General features: G+C 69.6%; 15 protein-coding genes. 9 read left to right on the plus strand and 6 right to left on the minus strand.

Annotation, left to right across the window (positions count from 1 at the left end):
• Positions 1-5: 5 nt before the first annotated feature.
• Complete coding sequence (locus DMH01_RS08090) at positions 6-905, minus strand: ROK family protein (protein WP_125674755.1); 900 nt, start codon at positions 903-905, stop codon at positions 6-8.
• A complete protein-coding gene (locus DMH01_RS08095) occupies positions 902-2,311 on the minus strand; it encodes an APC family permease (protein ID WP_125674757.1) in 1,410 nt (469 codons plus the stop codon). Before DMH01_RS08095 ends, DMH01_RS08090 begins: the two co-directional genes overlap by 4 nt.
• Before the next feature lie 217 nt (positions 2,312-2,528).
• Between DMH01_RS08095 and DMH01_RS08100 the strand changes: the two genes are divergently transcribed.
• Together DMH01_RS08100 and DMH01_RS08105 are read left to right on the plus strand one after the other, a co-directional pair.
• Positions 2,529-2,993, plus strand: coding sequence for a hypothetical protein (locus tag DMH01_RS08100; RefSeq protein ID WP_125674759.1), 465 nt, complete (start codon positions 2,529-2,531; stop codon positions 2,991-2,993).
• Positions 2,990-3,913 (plus strand): hypothetical protein, encoded by a 924-nt coding sequence (locus tag DMH01_RS08105; protein ID WP_125674761.1) that lies wholly within the window; start codon positions 2,990-2,992, stop codon positions 3,911-3,913. The genes DMH01_RS08100 and DMH01_RS08105 overlap by 4 nt, the downstream gene beginning before the upstream one ends.
• A gap of 6 nt (positions 3,914-3,919) precedes the next feature.
• Here DMH01_RS08105 and DMH01_RS08110 read toward each other — a convergent pair whose 3' ends face one another.
• Complete coding sequence (locus DMH01_RS08110; RefSeq protein ID WP_233621446.1) at positions 3,920-4,753, minus strand: S9 family peptidase; 834 nt, start codon at positions 4,751-4,753, stop codon at positions 3,920-3,922.
• 184 nt (positions 4,754-4,937) lie between these two features.
• Between DMH01_RS08110 and DMH01_RS08115 the strand changes: the two genes are divergently transcribed.
• Entirely contained in the window at positions 4,938-6,017 is a 1,080-nt protein-coding gene (locus DMH01_RS08115; protein ID WP_125674765.1) for a DnaJ domain-containing protein, read from the plus strand.
• 264 nt (positions 6,018-6,281) lie between these two features.
• Here the strand turns inward: DMH01_RS08115 and DMH01_RS08120 are convergent, their stop codons facing one another.
• Positions 6,282-8,780 carry a M14 family zinc carboxypeptidase gene (locus DMH01_RS08120; RefSeq protein WP_233621447.1) on the minus strand — a complete coding sequence of 833 codons (2,499 nt, stop codon included), beginning with the start codon at positions 8,778-8,780 and terminating at the stop codon, positions 6,282-6,284.
• 214 nt (positions 8,781-8,994) lie between these two features.
• Between DMH01_RS08120 and DMH01_RS08125 the strand changes: the two genes are divergently transcribed.
• Both DMH01_RS08125 and DMH01_RS08130 read left to right on the plus strand, forming a co-directional pair.
• A complete protein-coding gene (locus DMH01_RS08125) occupies positions 8,995-9,684 on the plus strand; it encodes a DUF998 domain-containing protein (protein WP_125674766.1) in 690 nt (229 codons plus the stop codon).
• A gap of 92 nt (positions 9,685-9,776) precedes the next feature.
• A complete protein-coding gene (locus DMH01_RS08130; RefSeq protein WP_199745405.1) occupies positions 9,777-10,454 on the plus strand; it encodes a trans-aconitate 2-methyltransferase in 678 nt (225 codons plus the stop codon).
• Here DMH01_RS08130 and DMH01_RS08135 read toward each other — a convergent pair.
• Both DMH01_RS08135 and DMH01_RS08140 read right to left on the minus strand, forming a co-directional pair.
• Positions 10,348-11,007, minus strand: coding sequence for a hypothetical protein (locus DMH01_RS08135; RefSeq protein ID WP_125674768.1), 660 nt, complete (start codon positions 11,005-11,007; stop codon positions 10,348-10,350). The two genes, DMH01_RS08130 and DMH01_RS08135, sit on opposite strands and share 107 nt — an antisense overlap.
• The gene (locus tag DMH01_RS08140) at positions 11,004-11,336 is read right to left on the minus strand and encodes a hypothetical protein (RefSeq protein WP_125674770.1); all 333 of its coding nucleotides are present in this window, start codon (positions 11,334-11,336) and stop codon (positions 11,004-11,006) included. Before DMH01_RS08140 ends, DMH01_RS08135 begins: the two co-directional genes overlap by 4 nt.
• A 363-nt stretch (positions 11,337-11,699) precedes the next feature.
• Here DMH01_RS08140 and DMH01_RS08145 point away from each other — a divergent pair, with 363 nt between their 5' ends.
• The 4 genes from DMH01_RS08145 to DMH01_RS08160 are packed head-to-tail and all read left to right on the plus strand — an operon-like array spanning position 11,700 to position 15,388.
• Positions 11,700-12,989, plus strand: coding sequence for a helix-turn-helix transcriptional regulator (locus tag DMH01_RS08145; protein ID WP_125674772.1), 1,290 nt, complete (start codon positions 11,700-11,702; stop codon positions 12,987-12,989).
• The gene (locus tag DMH01_RS08150) at positions 12,986-13,735 is read left to right on the plus strand and encodes a hypothetical protein (RefSeq protein ID WP_125674774.1); all 750 of its coding nucleotides are present in this window, start codon (positions 12,986-12,988) and stop codon (positions 13,733-13,735) included. Before DMH01_RS08145 ends, DMH01_RS08150 begins: the two co-directional genes overlap by 4 nt.
• Entirely contained in the window at positions 13,726-14,322 is a 597-nt protein-coding gene (gene dcd / locus DMH01_RS08155; protein WP_125674776.1) for a dCTP deaminase, read from the plus strand. The genes DMH01_RS08150 and dcd overlap by 10 nt, the downstream gene beginning before the upstream one ends.
• Positions 14,306-15,388: a thiamine-monophosphate kinase gene (locus DMH01_RS08160; protein ID WP_125674778.1), complete on the plus strand. Its 1,083-nt coding sequence runs from the start codon at positions 14,306-14,308 to the stop codon at positions 15,386-15,388. The genes dcd and DMH01_RS08160 overlap by 17 nt, the downstream gene beginning before the upstream one ends.
• The last annotated feature ends 222 nt before the right edge of the window (positions 15,389-15,610 follow it).

The raw sequence follows: 15,610 nt of genomic DNA on the forward strand, positions 1-15,610 counted from the left end.
GATCGCTAGGCGGCCAGCGCGATCGCGATCGCGCCCAGCAGGGACGCGTCCTGGTCGAATTTCGCCGAGACCAGTTCCGGCGGGAACGGCACGGCTTGCGCGAGCCGCTCGCGCAGCGCGGGCAGCAGGATGTCGGCCGAGCGCACCAATCCCCCACCGACGGCGATGCGCTGCGGATCGAGCGCGATGGCGAGGTTCGCGACGTGCATCGACAGTTCGTCGAGCGCCGCGCCGACCAGTTCCTTGGCCTGCGCGTTCTCCCTGGCGAGGCCGAACAGTTCACCCGCGGTCACCGGGCGGCCGAGCAGCACACTCGCCCGGCCGCCCAGCCCACGCCCACCGACGGCTTCCTCCAGTGGCGCCGCTCCACTGGCGAACCCGTCGGTGTCCTGCGGCGAGAGGAGGTTGTACCCGATCTCTCCCGCAGCGCCGTTGGCGCCGGCCAGCAGCCGGCCGCCGACCAGGACCGCCGCGGCGATCCCGGTCCCCAGCGAGAGGAACACCGCCGGATCGGTGTCCGCCAGCGCCCCCCATCGCCATTCCGCGAGCGCCGCCGCCTTGGCGTCGGTGCCCACCTCGATCGGCACGCCCTCGAACTCGGCGGCGACGAGGTCGCGCAGCCGCAGTTCCTCCCAGCCCGGCACGTTGGGCGCGAGCAGGATGCGGTCCTCCAGCACGATGCCCGGGCTGACCACGCCGACCGCGACGAGCCGGTCGGCGGCGCCTTCGTCGGCGAGCAGTTTCCGCGCCGCGGCGAGCGCGCGGCTCACCACCTGTCCGGCACCCGCTTGCGCGTCGGTGTCCAGCCGCCGGGTGACCAGCAGACTCCCGGCCCGGTCGGCCAGCCCGATCGCGACCTTCGTGCCGCCGAAGTCGATCCCCAGGATCAGGTCTTCCCCCGTCACCGCACGTTCCCCTCTGCCGCCCCCGCGAACGATTCCCGAATTCCCTTGGGCCCGAACGGCCACACGCGCTCCGCCTTGGCATAGGCCAGGAACGCCGCCACGCCGAGCGCGATCCACCCCACCGAAAGCCCGATCGAAAGCCAGGTGGCGGAGAAGTAGATGTAGACCCAGCCGAGCAGCGCGATGACCGTCGGGATCGGGTAGAGCCATTGCCGGTACGGCCGCTCCAGCTCCGGCCGTCGCCGCCGCAGCACGACGATCGCCGCGACCTGGGCGAGCGACTGGATGAGCACCAGCACCGTCACCGCCGCGTTGATCACCGCGGTGAGCGTGAAGAGCGAGCCGATCGCGGCGATGGCGCCCATCGTCAGCACCCCGGCGGTCGGCAGGTTCAGTTTCGGGTGCAGCCTGGCGAACACCGGCAGGAACACCTTGTCGCGCGCGGCTTCGAACGGGACCCGCGAACCGCCGAGCAGACCGGCGAACACCGAACCGATCGCGGCGATCACGATGAACACGGTGATGACCTTGGCCGCGCCGGAGCCCCACGCCTGCTCCAGCACGGTGGAGGCGACCGAGGTGGCGCTCTTCAGTTCCTCCAGCGGGATCGAGCCGAGCACCCCGAGCTGCAGCAGGAAGTACAGGCTCATGATGCCGAGGATCGAGAGGATGATCGACCGCGGCAGCGTCCGGCCGGGGTCGCGCACCTCGCCGCCGAGATAGGCGCTGGTGTTGTAGCCGAGGTAGTCGTAGATGGCGATGATCAGGCCGGCGCCGAGCCCCGCCCAGAACGCGCCGCCGTCGAACGAGAACGCGCCCGGCGTGAAGGCGAACGCTTGCGCGCCGTCGAAATGGGTGAAGGCCGCGACGATCACCGAGAGCGCGGCGAACAGCATGATCCCGAACAGGACGGTGGTCAGCTTCCCGATCTCGCCGATCTTGCGGAACAACGCCAGCACGATCAGGACGATGACGCCGAGTCCGATGATCTTGCCGAGCACCGTCGTCCCGCCGTCGTCGGCGACGCCGGGGACCAGGTACCCGAGGTACTGGACGAGCCCGATGATGCCGGTGGACATGATCAGCGGGATGAACAGCACCGCGCTCCAGGCGAACAGGAACGGCATGAGCCTGCCGGTACGGGAGCCGAACGCCTCGCGCAGATAGACGTAGGTGCCGCCGGCGCCGGGGAGGGCGGCGCCGAGTTCGGCCCAGATCAGGCCGTCGGCCAGCGCGATCACCGCGCCGATGAGCCAGCCGAACATGGCCTGCGGGCCGCCGAGCGTCACCACCATCGCGGGGATGGTGACGAACGGGCCGATGCCGCACATCTGGGTCATGTTGATGGCGGTCGCCTGGAGCGGCCCGATCTTCCGCTCGAGCCCCGGCCGCGGGGATGAACTCAAAACGCGCCTCCCTGTTAGTTAGTAAAGTTTCTTAACATAATTTGCGGCGTGTCGGAAGGCCGGTCCGCAAAGTTGTCGTCCTCCGGTCCACCCGGAATTGCCCGAAAGGGCGGATTCCCCGGGAATACGCCCGAACGGAGCAAGCCGGGACGTATCAGGGGGCCGTCGTTCCGCGTCCTTATCCAGAAGGACGTCTTCCCCAGGGACGGTGAGGTCCATGAAACGGCTGTTCGGCACGACGATGGCGATCGCCGCACTCGGGTTCGCGGCGGCCTGCGGCGGGGCGTCCGCACCCCGCGACACGGCTCCGTCCGAGGTGACGACGGAGACGGCCCCGACGGCGTCTTCCGACCCGGCCCCGACGGACGGTCCGGACACCGATCGCTCCCGTCCGCCCCTCGTCCCCGGGAGCCCGATCAGGTACAACAGCGACCTGCTCGGCACCGACCCCGCCACCGCCAAGAGCGCGATCGAGCAGAACCTCGAGCGGCTCTGCGAGAGTTCCCGGCGGTGCGGCGTTTCGGTCGTGATCGCGGGCGAAGGGAACTGCATCCGCAGCATCCGCCCGAATCCGGTGAACCCCGGCAAGACGATCACGATCCAGGCCAGGGCGTGCGCGACCGAAAGCCCGGCTCCATCGAAGTCGGAAAGCGAGCCGCCGAGCGGAACCACGAGCGGATGAGCACCCGGCGGCCGCTACGAAGGGGCCTCCGCGCTCCCACGCCTCCGGAGCCCGAACCCGCAGCGGGCCCGTCGCACGCACTCAAGCTGGTCGGCACGGTGCTGGCCAACACGACCCTGCTCACCGCGCTGCTCTACTACTTCGGGCTCGTCAACACGCAGACGTACTTCGGCTACTTCCGCGTGCACTACACCCTGCTCGGCCAGACGCCGGACGAGATCTTCGGGCGCGGCGTCGACGGCGTGCTCCTGCCCTTGACCGCCGTCGCGGGCGCCGCGCTGCTCTTCCTCGTCCTGACCAGGTTCCTGGAGATCCACCTCGGCGAGGCTTCCTGGTCCCGGCTGCTGCGGATCTGCTCCCCCGTCGCCGGTGTCCTCGGCCTCGCGCTGCTGGCCGCGACGACCGCGATCGCCCTCGATCCGGAACCCTTCCGCGATCGGCCCGGCATTCCGGGGGTCGGCTTCGCGATCGGGGTACTGATGGTGCTCTTCTCCTGGCGCCGCTGGACCTCGCACAGGACGGGAAGCACCCGTTCGAGCGCCGCGGAACTGGTGACCGGCTACGTCCTGGTGAGCGTCGGTCTCTTCTGGGCGGTCGGCGACTACTCGGGAGCCGTCGGCACGAGCCGTGCCTTCGAGGCCTCCGGGGTGATCTCGGCAAGACCGGCCGCGACGTTGTACAGCGCCGAAAGCCTCAACCTCACCGCGAACGGCGTCGCGCAGGTGAAGTGCGCGAACCCCGAATCGGCCTACAAGTACCGGTACACCGGGCTGAAGCTGCTGCTCCAGTCCAGTGGCCAGTACGTCTTCCTCCCGGCGAACTGGCGGGCTTCGACCGGTGTCGCGTTCGTGATCCCCAGGACCGACAAGCTGCGCCTGGAATTCGGGCCGCCCCGATCGGTCCCGCCGCCGGGATGCTGACGCGCGTCAGAGCAGATGACGCTCCAGCCACTCGGTAACCGCTTCGTCGACCAGCTTCGCGATCGGCAGCTGCGGCGCGGGATCGATGCCCGGGTCTTCGGCGAGCGGATGGGCGAGACCGGGGAGGCGACGCAACCGGATGTCGTCGGGCACGGAGTACCGGGCACGCAACGCGTCGACGAGTTCGTCTGCGTCCGCGCGAAACGTGGGGAAATCCTCTTCTCCACTGACGACCAGCAGCGGAACCTGCGTTTCCCTGGCCGAAATTTCACCCGATCGTGCGACGAAGTCGAGCTGATCCGCCGCCTGGTTCGCTTCGTCCGTCCACGGATACGGCTGTTCCAGCATGGTTTCCACCGCGCCGACCAGCGACCGCGCCCGGACCGCGGGGTTGACCAGCGCGGCGGCGCGCACCGGGATCTCCCTGGTGGCCAGGATCGTGAGCGCCACGGCACCACCGAGGGAACCGCCGACGACGGCCATCCGCGCGGTGTCGAAACCGAAGCGTTCCCGCAGTTCAGCGAGTGCGGCGGGGAATTCCAGCGCCGCCTGCCGGACGAACGGCTCGGCGTAGGCGAGCACCGCGTCCCGGACGGCCCGTTCGACCACCGCGTCCATGCTGCCGTCGACCATTCTCGCGCCGCACAACGGCATTCCGAGATACACCCGCCACGCGGGCACCCCGGTCAGCGGCAGCGCGGCCGCGAACGCGGCGTCGGTGCGGGGCGCGTCGATCATGTGCCAGGCGACGACCACCGGCGCGGGGCCGCTGACCTCGGCCGATGGTGGCAAGACGGTGAACGGTACCCCCGCCGCCGTGCCCGTGACCGGTTCTCCCACCGCTGTCCTTCCTCGCGTGCTGTCGATCTCCACGATATCCAGGACGCGGCGGAGGCGGACCTCGTTCCGCCACAAGCGAAACAGTATGCCCGCGGAGTCACCCCGACGCGCCGCGGAGGTGGTTGCGGGCGAGCGGCGGCGGCCGAATAGTGTTGCGGCCCGGCCCTTTGGAGGTGAACCGCCCGTGCCCGATGTCGACTACTACGAGGTGCTCGGCGTGGGCAAGGCCGCCTCGGTCAACGAGATCAAGACCGCGTACCGGCGGCTGGCGAAGTCGCATCACCCGGACACCGGCGGGTCCGCGCTCACCTTCCAGCTGGTCCGCGAGGCCTACGACACGCTCAGCGATCCGATGCGACGCGCCGGCTACGACGCGGGCGGCCGCTCGGTACGGGCCCCGATCCGGCCGCGCCCGCGGCGTCGCTTCGGCGAAGAACCGGGCTACGAGCCCGAACCGGTCGTGATCGATCCGGACGACCTCGAATGGTGGGAATTCGCCGCACAGGACGCGCGCGTGCGGCACGGACGGCGGCGCGGCCCCGGGCACACCCCGGTGGTGGCGGCGGTCGGCGGGATGGTGCTGGTGCTGCTGCCGGTGCTGACCGGCGTCGGCTTCTCGGCCCCCACGCTGATCGTCTGGCTGATCCTGACCGCCGGGACCGCGCTGCTCGTGCAACGGCTCGCCCGCGGCTACCTGGCGGCTTCGCGCGCCAAGAACCGGTTCAACGCCGAATTCGGCGGGAAACGCGTGTTCGGCACCCCCGGCGTCGAGACCGACGAACTCGCCGAACGGCTCACCGCCGACCTGCTCGAGCGCTACCTGACCCGGCTGCCCGGCGCCCGGATCTTCCACGGCCTCTCGTGGCCGGATTCGGTGTTCGCCGACGTCGATCACGCCGTGCTGTGCGGCAAGCGGCTCGTGCTCATCGAATCGAAGCTGTGGCTGCCGGGGCACTACGAAACCGATGACGACGACCGCCTGCTGCGCAACGGCCGCGCCTTCCGCGGCGGCGGGAGCAGGCTGACCGAAAGTCTCGCCGAATACCGGCGGATCCTGCCGGGGGTCGCGCTGCGCGGGGCGATGATCGTGTACCCGAGCCGGACCGGTGAGATCACCACGGATCTCGAGGATCCCTCCCCCGCGCCGCCCATGACGCCGGAACAGTTCCTGCACGAGATCGGCGGCTGGCTGGCGGCGGAGCCGTCTACTGTGGACTCGGCGACTATGCGGGTGGTGCGGGACCGGGTGGTCGGCACCGTCTGAGCCACCGCGAGGACTCCGGCCCTGCCGGGTGTTGCGAAAGCCACTTTCGCAACATTGAAGGTTGCGAAAGTGGCTTTCGCAACACCCGGAGGCCGTCCACTGTGGACTCCGCGACGATGCGGGTGCGAGACCGGGTGGTCGGCACCGCTTAGGGAGCGGCAAGCCCGCATTTCGTCCTCTGAATGCATTCGGGGCGAAGCGCGTGAAGGCCCCCTTCCCTCGGCTGAGCCGAGGGAAGGGGGCCTTCACGCGCAAAAGAGAGAACTACCGGACCGAGCGCTCCTTCTTGGCTCGCGCGGAACGGGTGCAGACCTCACCGACGTCGACCGTCTGGCCGCGGTCGATGTAGACGTCCGCCAGCCCGACGAGCTTGCCCTTCGGCGACGTACAGGTCAGCTGGTACGCCTCCTTGGGGCCGTAGGTCGGCGGGATCGGCGACTGGAACGACACACCGCCGGTCCAGTCGTCCACAGTGGACGGATTCGCCTGCGAGTAGTTGACCAGCACGGCCGTGTAGTCCCCGGCGGGCGGGTCGTACAGGATCGCGTGCTCTTCCGTGGTCGAACCGTTCGCCGACGACGACACCATGTTGCCCGCGGCGTCGAAGACGTACAGGTCCCAGTCCGTATCCTGGCTGGCCCACTTGACGTCGACGCTGAACTTCCCGTTGTCGACCTTGGGGAGCCCGTCGACGTGGAACGTGAAGCTCTCCGAAGCCGGGTCCGTCGGGTAGTTCTGGTTGATCGCCGGGACCCCGGCCGGGTTGACGGCCTGGATAGCGGGCTGCGCCGGACCCTGCGGCTCGCGGCCGTAGCGGCCCGCGACGTAGGGCCGGGTCGACGGGTTGATCGACCACGCGAACCGGCCGCCGGTGGAGGACAGCGACGAGTTCAGGTCGTCGGTGACGTAGATCGGCGGCTTCGTCGAGCCGTCCGGCTGCACCACCGGCGAGGTCGGCGTCTGGAAGGTCTTGTGCAGCTTCAGCTGGTAGCCCTTCGGCGCCGTACCGATCAGCGTCGAGTGCGCCGCCGGGTCGGCGGTGTTGGCCAGCATGTCGATGAACGCGGCACGGTTGCCGCCCTTGCCCGCGCCCGCGGCGGGGGCGACACCGGTGTACTCGGCGACGACACCGTCGGCGAACGGCGGGTGGAACTCGTTCGGGCCGACCTCGAAGGTGAAGCCCCAGCCACCGGTGGCCCAGTACGACCAGTCCTCGGTCGAGCCGGTCGTGTCGTAGAGCGCCCACGACGGCTGGCTGGTGTACCCGTTGCGCGAGGCCATCTTGTCGCCGAGCGCCTTGTACGCCGGCTCGTCGAGCGGCGGGCGGACGGCGGCGACACCCGGGACCCGCAGCACCAGGTTGGAGTACGTGTGCAGCGTGATCAGGTTGGTCACCTGGCGGTTGGACACGATCGAGCGGATGTTCTGCGTCTCGGGCTCGGAGAACGGGCCGGAACCGCGGAAGGTGTCACTGCGCCACAGGGTCGACGCGCCGGCGCCGCCCCAGAAACCCGCGTAGTTGCGGTTCGGGTCGGTGCCGCGTTCACGGCCGCCCGGGTTGGCCTTGCAGACGCCGGTCGCGAATTCCTTGGGCGAGTCGTTGACGTTGCAGTTCTTGCGCTTCATCTCGTAGTCGAAGCGCGAGAAGTCGCCCCTGGGCTCGGCCTCACGGGAGATCTCGAAGCCGTCGGGGTTGACGATCGGCACGATGATGTTGCGCGTCCGGCCGACCAGGCCCCGGATCTCGGCGTTGCCGCCGCTGTAGCCCTTGATCAGCTCGTACGCCCATTCCATGGCGTGCTCGCCCGCCGGCCACTCCCGGGCGTGGTGCACGCCCATGGTGAAGTTGACGGGTTTGCCGTCCGCGATGTTCTTGACGTCGCTCGCGACCTCGAGGCCGATGACGTCACGGCCTTCCCAGGTCGGCTGCGGCAGCGTGAACGCCGTGACGAGCTTGGGGTTCTTGCGGGCCAGTTCCTTGACCTCGAACTGGTAGTCGTAGAGGTGCCGGTAGCTCGTCCGCCCGGACGGCAGCGTGGAGCCCGGCGCCTTCGCGGCGTATTCACGATCGGTCTTGGCGTTCTGGATCGACTTCGCCGAAAGGTCGGCCTCGACCACCTTCGACTTGAAGCCGTTGTCCGCCAGCGTCTTGCGGTCGGCGTCGTTGGCGAGGACGACCTCGACGCCGGTGGCGTCGGCCTTCTCGGTGACGTCGAGGCCGAGCCGGAGCAGCTTGTCCTTGTCCTGCTTGGCCGGGGTTTCGACGCGGACCAGTTCGGCGCGCTGCGGCGCGTGCGCGGCACTGGTCGGCGTTCCCTGCGGTGTGAGGGCGAGGAAGTCGACCCCCAGCAGCGCGTCGCGCGACTTCCCGTCGTACCGGCAGGTCTGCACGACCAGCTTCTGGTCCTTCTTCACGAAGCCTTCGGCGAGTTCGTGGCTGCGCAACGCGGCGGACGCGGCGACCACGGCACCGGTGGCCTTGTCGAAGACCGCGAGGTCCCAGTCGCCTTCGGCGCCGCCACGAGGCGCGATCCGCGCCTGCAGCAAGCCGTCCACTGTGGACGTGAACTCACGCCGGTCGGTACCTGCGGTGCCCGGCTTCTGCAGCGCGGCGAAACAGGAACGCGGCACTGCCTGATTGGCCCGGACCACGTTGTCCGCGGCCACCGCCGTCGTGGCCGACGGAAGTGCCACGAAGGTGCCGGCGAGCACCAGGGTCGCCGCCGTCCATCCCGCTCTTCGCCGGTTTGGTGAATACCCCACAGACTGACCTCCTTGGACAGTCCGGTGACCGGGTGAGGTCACCGGTAGCGAGACCCTAGACCCGGGACACCGTCAGGGGGACCCGCCACAAGTCGCCTGCACCCCTTTCGGCCCAACGTTCTCACCGACCGTGCCGGAACGATCACCCGGATTCCTGTCGATCCCGACAGGAAAGCCTAAGAAAACCTTCAGGTTGGGTGGTTACCGTTCACCCATGACGACGCCCCAGGTCACCGCCAGGTCACCGCTGGCCCTGCTGGCCGCCGTGGCTTCGGTCGCCGGCGGAGCGCTGCTGATCCTGCTCCTGCAGGTCCTCCCCGCCACCAGCGACATCAGCCCGGTCCGCCGCACCATCAGCGAATACGCGCTCAGCGAGCACAAGTGGATCTTCGACGTCGCCGTCCTGCTGGTCGCGTTCGGCTCGGCGATCGGCTTCGGCGCGCTGATCCGCCGGAAGCACCTTCCCGCGCTGTCCGCGGCCTCGGTCTTCTGCGCCCTCTGGACGGTGAGCCTGGTGGTGATCGTGGCGTTCCCCAAGAACAACTGGGCGATCGGGCCGAGCACCGGCGGGACGGTGCACCGGATCGCGAGCGTCGTGGCGTTCGTCTGCCTGCCGCTGGCCGTGTGGTTCGCGGCGAAGGCCGTCTTCCCCTCCTCCCGCGCTCGGCGCGCGGTGACGCGGGTGCTCGCGGTGGCGGCCTTGGCCTGGTTCGGCGTGATCCTCGGGGCGATCGTGGTCTCGATGAACGGCGGTGAGCCCTGGTGGCGGGCGATCCCGCTCGGGCTGGTCGAACGCGCGATGGCGCTGACCGGGCTGCTCGCGCTGGCGTCGCTGCTCATCCCCGCGCGCGTGGTCACCGCACCGGTGGCCGAGCAGGCCGAAGCGCTGGAGACAGCGTCCTGAACACCGAAAACCTCGCCCGCGCTTGGGACGAAGCCGCCGACGGATACGAGGAGTACTACGTCCCCCGGTTCGCTCCCTGGGTCTCCGCGGCGGTGCGCGCCCTCCCCACCGACCTGCCCGGCGGCCCCGTCCTCGTGCCCTGCTGCGGGACCTTCCCGGAGCTCGACGTGCTCAGCGCACACCTGCCGGGTCGCGAGATCGTCGGCATCGATCTGTCCGCCGGCATGGCCGCGAGGGCGAGGCGGCGGGCCGCGGGCAATTCACTCGTGCGCGTCGTCGTGGGTGACGCCTCGGAACTCGAACCGGCCTCGGCCGCCGCGGTCGTCTCGGTCTTCGGTCTCCAGCAACTGCCCGAACCCGACGTCGCACTGCGGTCCTGGGCAGGCGCGCTACGCCCGGGCGGTGTGCTTTCGGTCGTCTACTGGCCGCACAGCACCGAACCGGGCGGGCCGTTCACGGTGCTGTCCGACGTGCTCCGGGAACGCGTCCCCGCGGGTGACCGCTCCTGGGAGGAACGGCTCGTACCCGCGCTGGAGGGCGCCGTGCTCGAACGGGACGAGCCCTTGTCGTTCCCGATGGTCCACCCCGACGCGGACACGTTCTTCACCGCGCACACCCGCTCGGGGCCGATGCGGCCGCTGGCGGACGCGCGCGGTGAAGACTTCATCGCCGCGCTGCGCGCGGAATTCCGACGAAGGGCGCCGGAAGGGGAATGGCGCCACCGTCCGTCTGCCCGGCATATCGTCGCGCGGGCGGCAGACCGGGCCTGACCTCGTCCTCCGCGGTGTCTTCGGCGTCCTTGCGCAAGCGTGCGGTGCAGACCGAAAGGTGCACCACGTTGGCGCGCTTGTGGTGGCGGTACACGTGGACATCGGAGGCGAAGCACGCCGCGGCCAGCAACGCCCGCCGCTGCTCGATGCGCTCGTAGCCGACCCCTGCCGGGCAGAACACGGTGACCTCGACCTCGTCACCGCGCGGTTTGGTCCACAGGATCACCGGCAGTTTGCCGTCGAGCGTGCACACCCGGGCACGGGCGAACCCGGTCCGCAGCCGGTGCTGCACGACGATCGAGCGGAGCCGGTCGCGGAGGAATCGCCGCGCCGAGCGCCAGTAGAACAGCCAGTTCGCGATACCGAACAGCACGACCGCGCCCCAGATCGGGCCGACCGCTTGGAAAAGGGAGTACAACGCGTACGGGAGCACGAGGAGCGCGCCGATCTCGTACCTCCAGTGAAACAGGGCGGTGACCGGATTGGGCCTCCTGACCACCGTGATCTCCCTGGCCAGCTCGGCGATCGCCTGGGGTTCCTGCCAACGGCTCATGACCTTCCTCCTGTCCGTCCGGCGGTTTGCTCGGCGGCCACGGCCGCCGCGGGAATGGAGCGGACGACACCGGCACCGGCGCAGTCCGGGCAAACGGCGTCCTCGTAGGGCCACCACCCCATGCCTCCGCAGGGCGCGCACGCGTGGACGGTGTCCCAGCGGGGATCGCGGTAGACGCGGCGCCTGCTGTTCGGCACCCGCGTCACCTGCCAGCCGCGAGCGGCCGCGCGCCTGTCCTCGCCGGCCGCGAAGAGCCATTCGTGGAAGCGTTCGAGAAGCCGGTCGAACCAAGACCGGGGCGCTGCCGTGTGGTTCTCGTGGTGGGACATGAGGGTCACCCCCGATACTGCGAAGCGCGGACTCGGGTCGGCACACACGACGCCTACTCCGGCATTCGTGTGGCCCGCAGGCGACGCGAACCAGGTCAGATGCGCAGCGTCACATTCAGATGGCTGACAGCATCCACTCTCCGGTCGTGCCCGGGTCGGACCGGTTCTCGTGACCGGGTGGGTCACGCACACCAGGACCAGGTAGAACAGGGTCTGTCACGACACTCGACACGTTGTGACCCGACGTTGACCCACGCGCCAGCACGGTCCGATTCCCTTGCTGTACTCTCCCCGTTGTGTGCACGTTCAGTCACCGCCCTACATTGCCTACCAAAGGTAGGTAAGCCCGTGTCTAGTGCCTACATGAAGCCTACATCGGCTGGGCAGCAGCCGGTAAGCCCTGATGCGGAAACCGTTACCGCGTCGGGTGTCGGACGTGAGCTGCGGCGGCTGCGCAAGGCCGCGGGCGAAACGCAGGCGGAGACCGCCCGGATCATCGGTGTCACCAGGGCGAACCTGACCCAGTGGGAGACCGGGAAATACCTGCCGTCGGCGCATAACGCGCGACAGCTCGACGATCACTTCCGCGCCGCGAACAAGCTGTTCACCCTGGTGGAGACGGCCCGTTCACCCCAAGACCACACTCCGCCCGTCGTCGGTGACGCCGCCACCGTCGACACCTCGCGGTCACTGCTGCAGGTCTTCCACACCGTCGGCGCCAAACTCGCCGAGCGCCTGATCCGGGACGAGCACGGGAAACCGCTCGGCTGGCGGCACAACCTGCAGAAGAGCACCGGGCCGAAGGCGCTCAGCACCGCGTACGGGATCAACACCATGCTGGTGGTAGGCGATCCCTACATCGACCTACATACGCTCGCCGAAGATCTGTACCGGCTCCAATCGGCACACGGCTGGCGGGGCCGCGCGGGCGGCAAACGGCCGGAGACCACCGCTTCGGTGGTGGACGCGCTTTTCCGCACCAGCACCATGTCCGCCGACGAAGGGCTGGACCAGCTCGAGGGGTCGCTCGATCCGTACAGCAGGACCCGCCCGTACCTGTTGTCCGCCGTGTTGCACACGGCGGTCCGGCTCCGGCCGGACGCCCCGCTGACCGACCGGCTGATCGACGCCCTCCTGGCGGCCCGGCTCGACTTCGACGGCTCACAGCTGTGGCCGGAGAAGAACGAGGCCGGGCTCGTCGCCCCGGAGGCGTCGGTGGTGCACACCGCGCGATCGGTCGTCGCTCTGCGGGAAGTCCTGCGCAGCCGTGAAGATCGCAACGACGTCCGTGAGGCGGCCGACGAAGCCACACAATGGCTCATCGACCGGTCGCATTCGGACGATGGCGTGGCCGAGGATCTCGAACGGCCTCGCCCCGACGGGGAAGGAACGACCCGGATCATCATCCGGCACTTCACCGCAGCCTGGGTCGTCCAAGCGCTCGCCACCGCCCCCTTCCTGCCACTCCCCCGGCTCAACCGGGCGCTCGGAACCCTTTGGGAGCGCTACGACGCCGATCAGGGACTGTGGGCATGGGGAAGCGGCGACCTACCCATCTGGCAGACATTGGACGCCGTCACCGCGCTCCGCGCGGCCGCCTTGGCCGCCGCCGGGCCCCCGCTCAGCCCTCCAGGAACCCCAGGAACTCCATGATCGACACCCCGCCCTCGACCCTCACGGCCGCGCCCGCGGGCGCGCACGCGTTCCTCCGTGAGGTCACCGGCAGTCGCCCCGGCCACGGCGACGCGGACCTTGCCTGGCTGCGCACGGTCGCGCACCGGGTACAGGACTCCCCCGGCACTTTCCTTTCGTGGCTCGAAGAAATCCTCGGCGACGAGGAAGCCGTCCGCGCCGCGGCGAAGCGTTCCTACTGGCATCCCAACGGATTCGCCAAAATGGTGCTCCACGCCTCCGCCGATTTCCGCATCCGGCTCCATGTCTGGCCGGAATCCGCGGAGCCGTCCCGCGGCGAGTCCAATCCGCACAGCCATCGGTGGGAATTCGCCTCGGCCATCGTCGCGGGCGCGGGCCTGCACATGGCCGAGTTCCACGAAACGACCGAAGGCGGGAAGCCGTACACCCGGTACCGCTACGGCGCCGATCCGGCGAATCCGGCCACGTTGCTCGCGGACGGCGATGCCCGGCTCGCGGTGGGGAAGACCCCGCACGTCCGGCTCGGCGACGTCTACTCGTGCGACACCACCGTCGTCCACACCGTCCGGCCCATCGAAGCGGGATTGACCGCGACAGTGGTGGTCCAGGGGCCGCACCGCACCGGCACCACGGTCGTGTACTGCGAACCCGGAGAGTCCGACGACCAGCCCAATGGCGAACTGACCGAGACCGATTTCCGCGTCCTGGTCGGCGCCGTCGCGAAAGCGGTGGCGGCATGCCGCTGACCTGGCCCGCCCCGCGCCGCGGCATCCTCACCGACCGGGCCATCAAACGCGCGCATCGCACCGGGGAACTGACGATCACCCCGTTCGAACCCGCCCTCGTCCGCCCCGCCGCGATCAGCTTGCGGCTCGGTCATGAGGCGTTCGCGCTGGAATCGACCGGAACCGTCGACATCGCCGACCGGAGCACGTATCCGGAGCTCCGGCCGAAGGAACTCGACGCCGAAGGCAGGCTGCGCGTCGAGCCCGGCGAAGTCGTTCTCGCGCCGACGCTGGAGAAGATCGGGCTTTCGGAGAAACTCGCCGGGCTCGTCGACGGCACCAGCGACTACGCGCGACTCGGCATCAGCGTCGTCCTGTGCGGTCAGGTCAGCCCCGGCTTCGGCAGCGAGACCGGCGCCGTACTGACCCTGGAGATCGTGAACCACCTGCGGCATCCGGTGCTCCTGCACCCCGGAACGCGGATCTGCAACCTGATGCTGTTCGCCTCCACCGGCAGCGAACAGCCCTACGGCACGATGCCCAACAACTACTCGAGCGACCACAACGTCGCCCCGTCCCGATTGGCGGATCATGTCGGGCGTAACTGAACTCTCGCCGATCGGCGACGACGTCCGGCTCGGCGACCTCGGCGAGCACGCGATCCTCGAGCACATCCTGCGGCCGCGCTACGGCGGTGTCCGCGGCTTCGGGGACGACTGCGCGGTCCTCGACGCCACGGAAGGGCTGCGCGGCGAACTGGTCGCCACCACCGACAGCTGCCCCACGCCGCTGGTCACCATCCTCGGCGAAACGGATCCCTACCACGCCGGGTGGCTGCTGGCGACGATCAACCTCTCGGATCTCGCCGCGGCCGGCGCCACCCCGCTCGGCCTGGTCGTCAACTACACCCTGCCGAAGACGACCACGGCGGGTGAATTCCGGCGGCTTCTCGACGGCGTGGACGACTGCACGAAGGTGCACGGCACCAAGGTCGTCGGCGGCGATCTCCGGGACGGCCCGGTCCGGCAGCTCACCGCGACCGCGATCGGCCGATGCGTCCCCGGCGGACGGCTCGGTCGCGCGGGCGCCGAAGCCGGCGACCGCCTGCTGCTGGTCGGTTCGCCCGGCTATCTGTGGGCGTACGCGCTGCTCGTCGAAAAGCAGGCACGGCTTCCCGGACCGCTTGTTGAGGACGTCCGCGAGCGCGCGTGCCGTCCGATGGCCCAGGTGGCCGCGGGCAGGATCCTCGCCACGGCCGGGCTGGCGCGCGCCGCGATGGACGTCTCCGACGGTCTCTTCCCGACCGTGCGGACCCTTTGTGGCGCCAACGGTCTCGGCGCGCGGATCACCACGGACATCCGGCTGGACGACGCGCCCGCCGACGTCTGCGCGCAGTCCGGACTCGGCCCGTTCGAGCTCGCGCAGGCCTGGGGCGACTGGACGCTCGTGGTCGCCGTGCGGCCACAGGACGTCGGACTCGCCAAGAAGACCCTCGCCGGTGAAGGCGTCGCGGCCCAGGAAATCGGCTCCCTCGTCCCCCGCGAGGAAGGCATTTCGCTGGACGACGGCGAACTCTGGGAAGGGATCGCGCAGGAGCGGTTCTCGCCCAGTTCCTGGCACGGCGGCGAGGTGCCGAAGCTGATCACCGAGGTTCTCGGCAGGCGCGCGGGCTGAGCCCGGCGGGCGCGGAAACGTTCGTTCCGCGCCCGCATTCACCAAAGGGCGCCTCAAAAGACATTGACAGTACCGGCGTCGATGCCGTTCCGTGAATACGGAAGATCACCGGAGTTCCACGGTCGCTCGAAACACGGGCGGCGCGGTTGTCACGCAAGGCCACGGCCGCCGCCATGAAGGAACGAATGGACCAGCCATCGGTGAATCCCGCCACGCGTATGT

The sequence above is a fragment of the Amycolatopsis sp. WAC 04182 genome (assembly GCF_003947465.1).
Lineage (GTDB): Bacteria > Actinomycetota > Actinomycetes > Mycobacteriales > Pseudonocardiaceae > Amycolatopsis.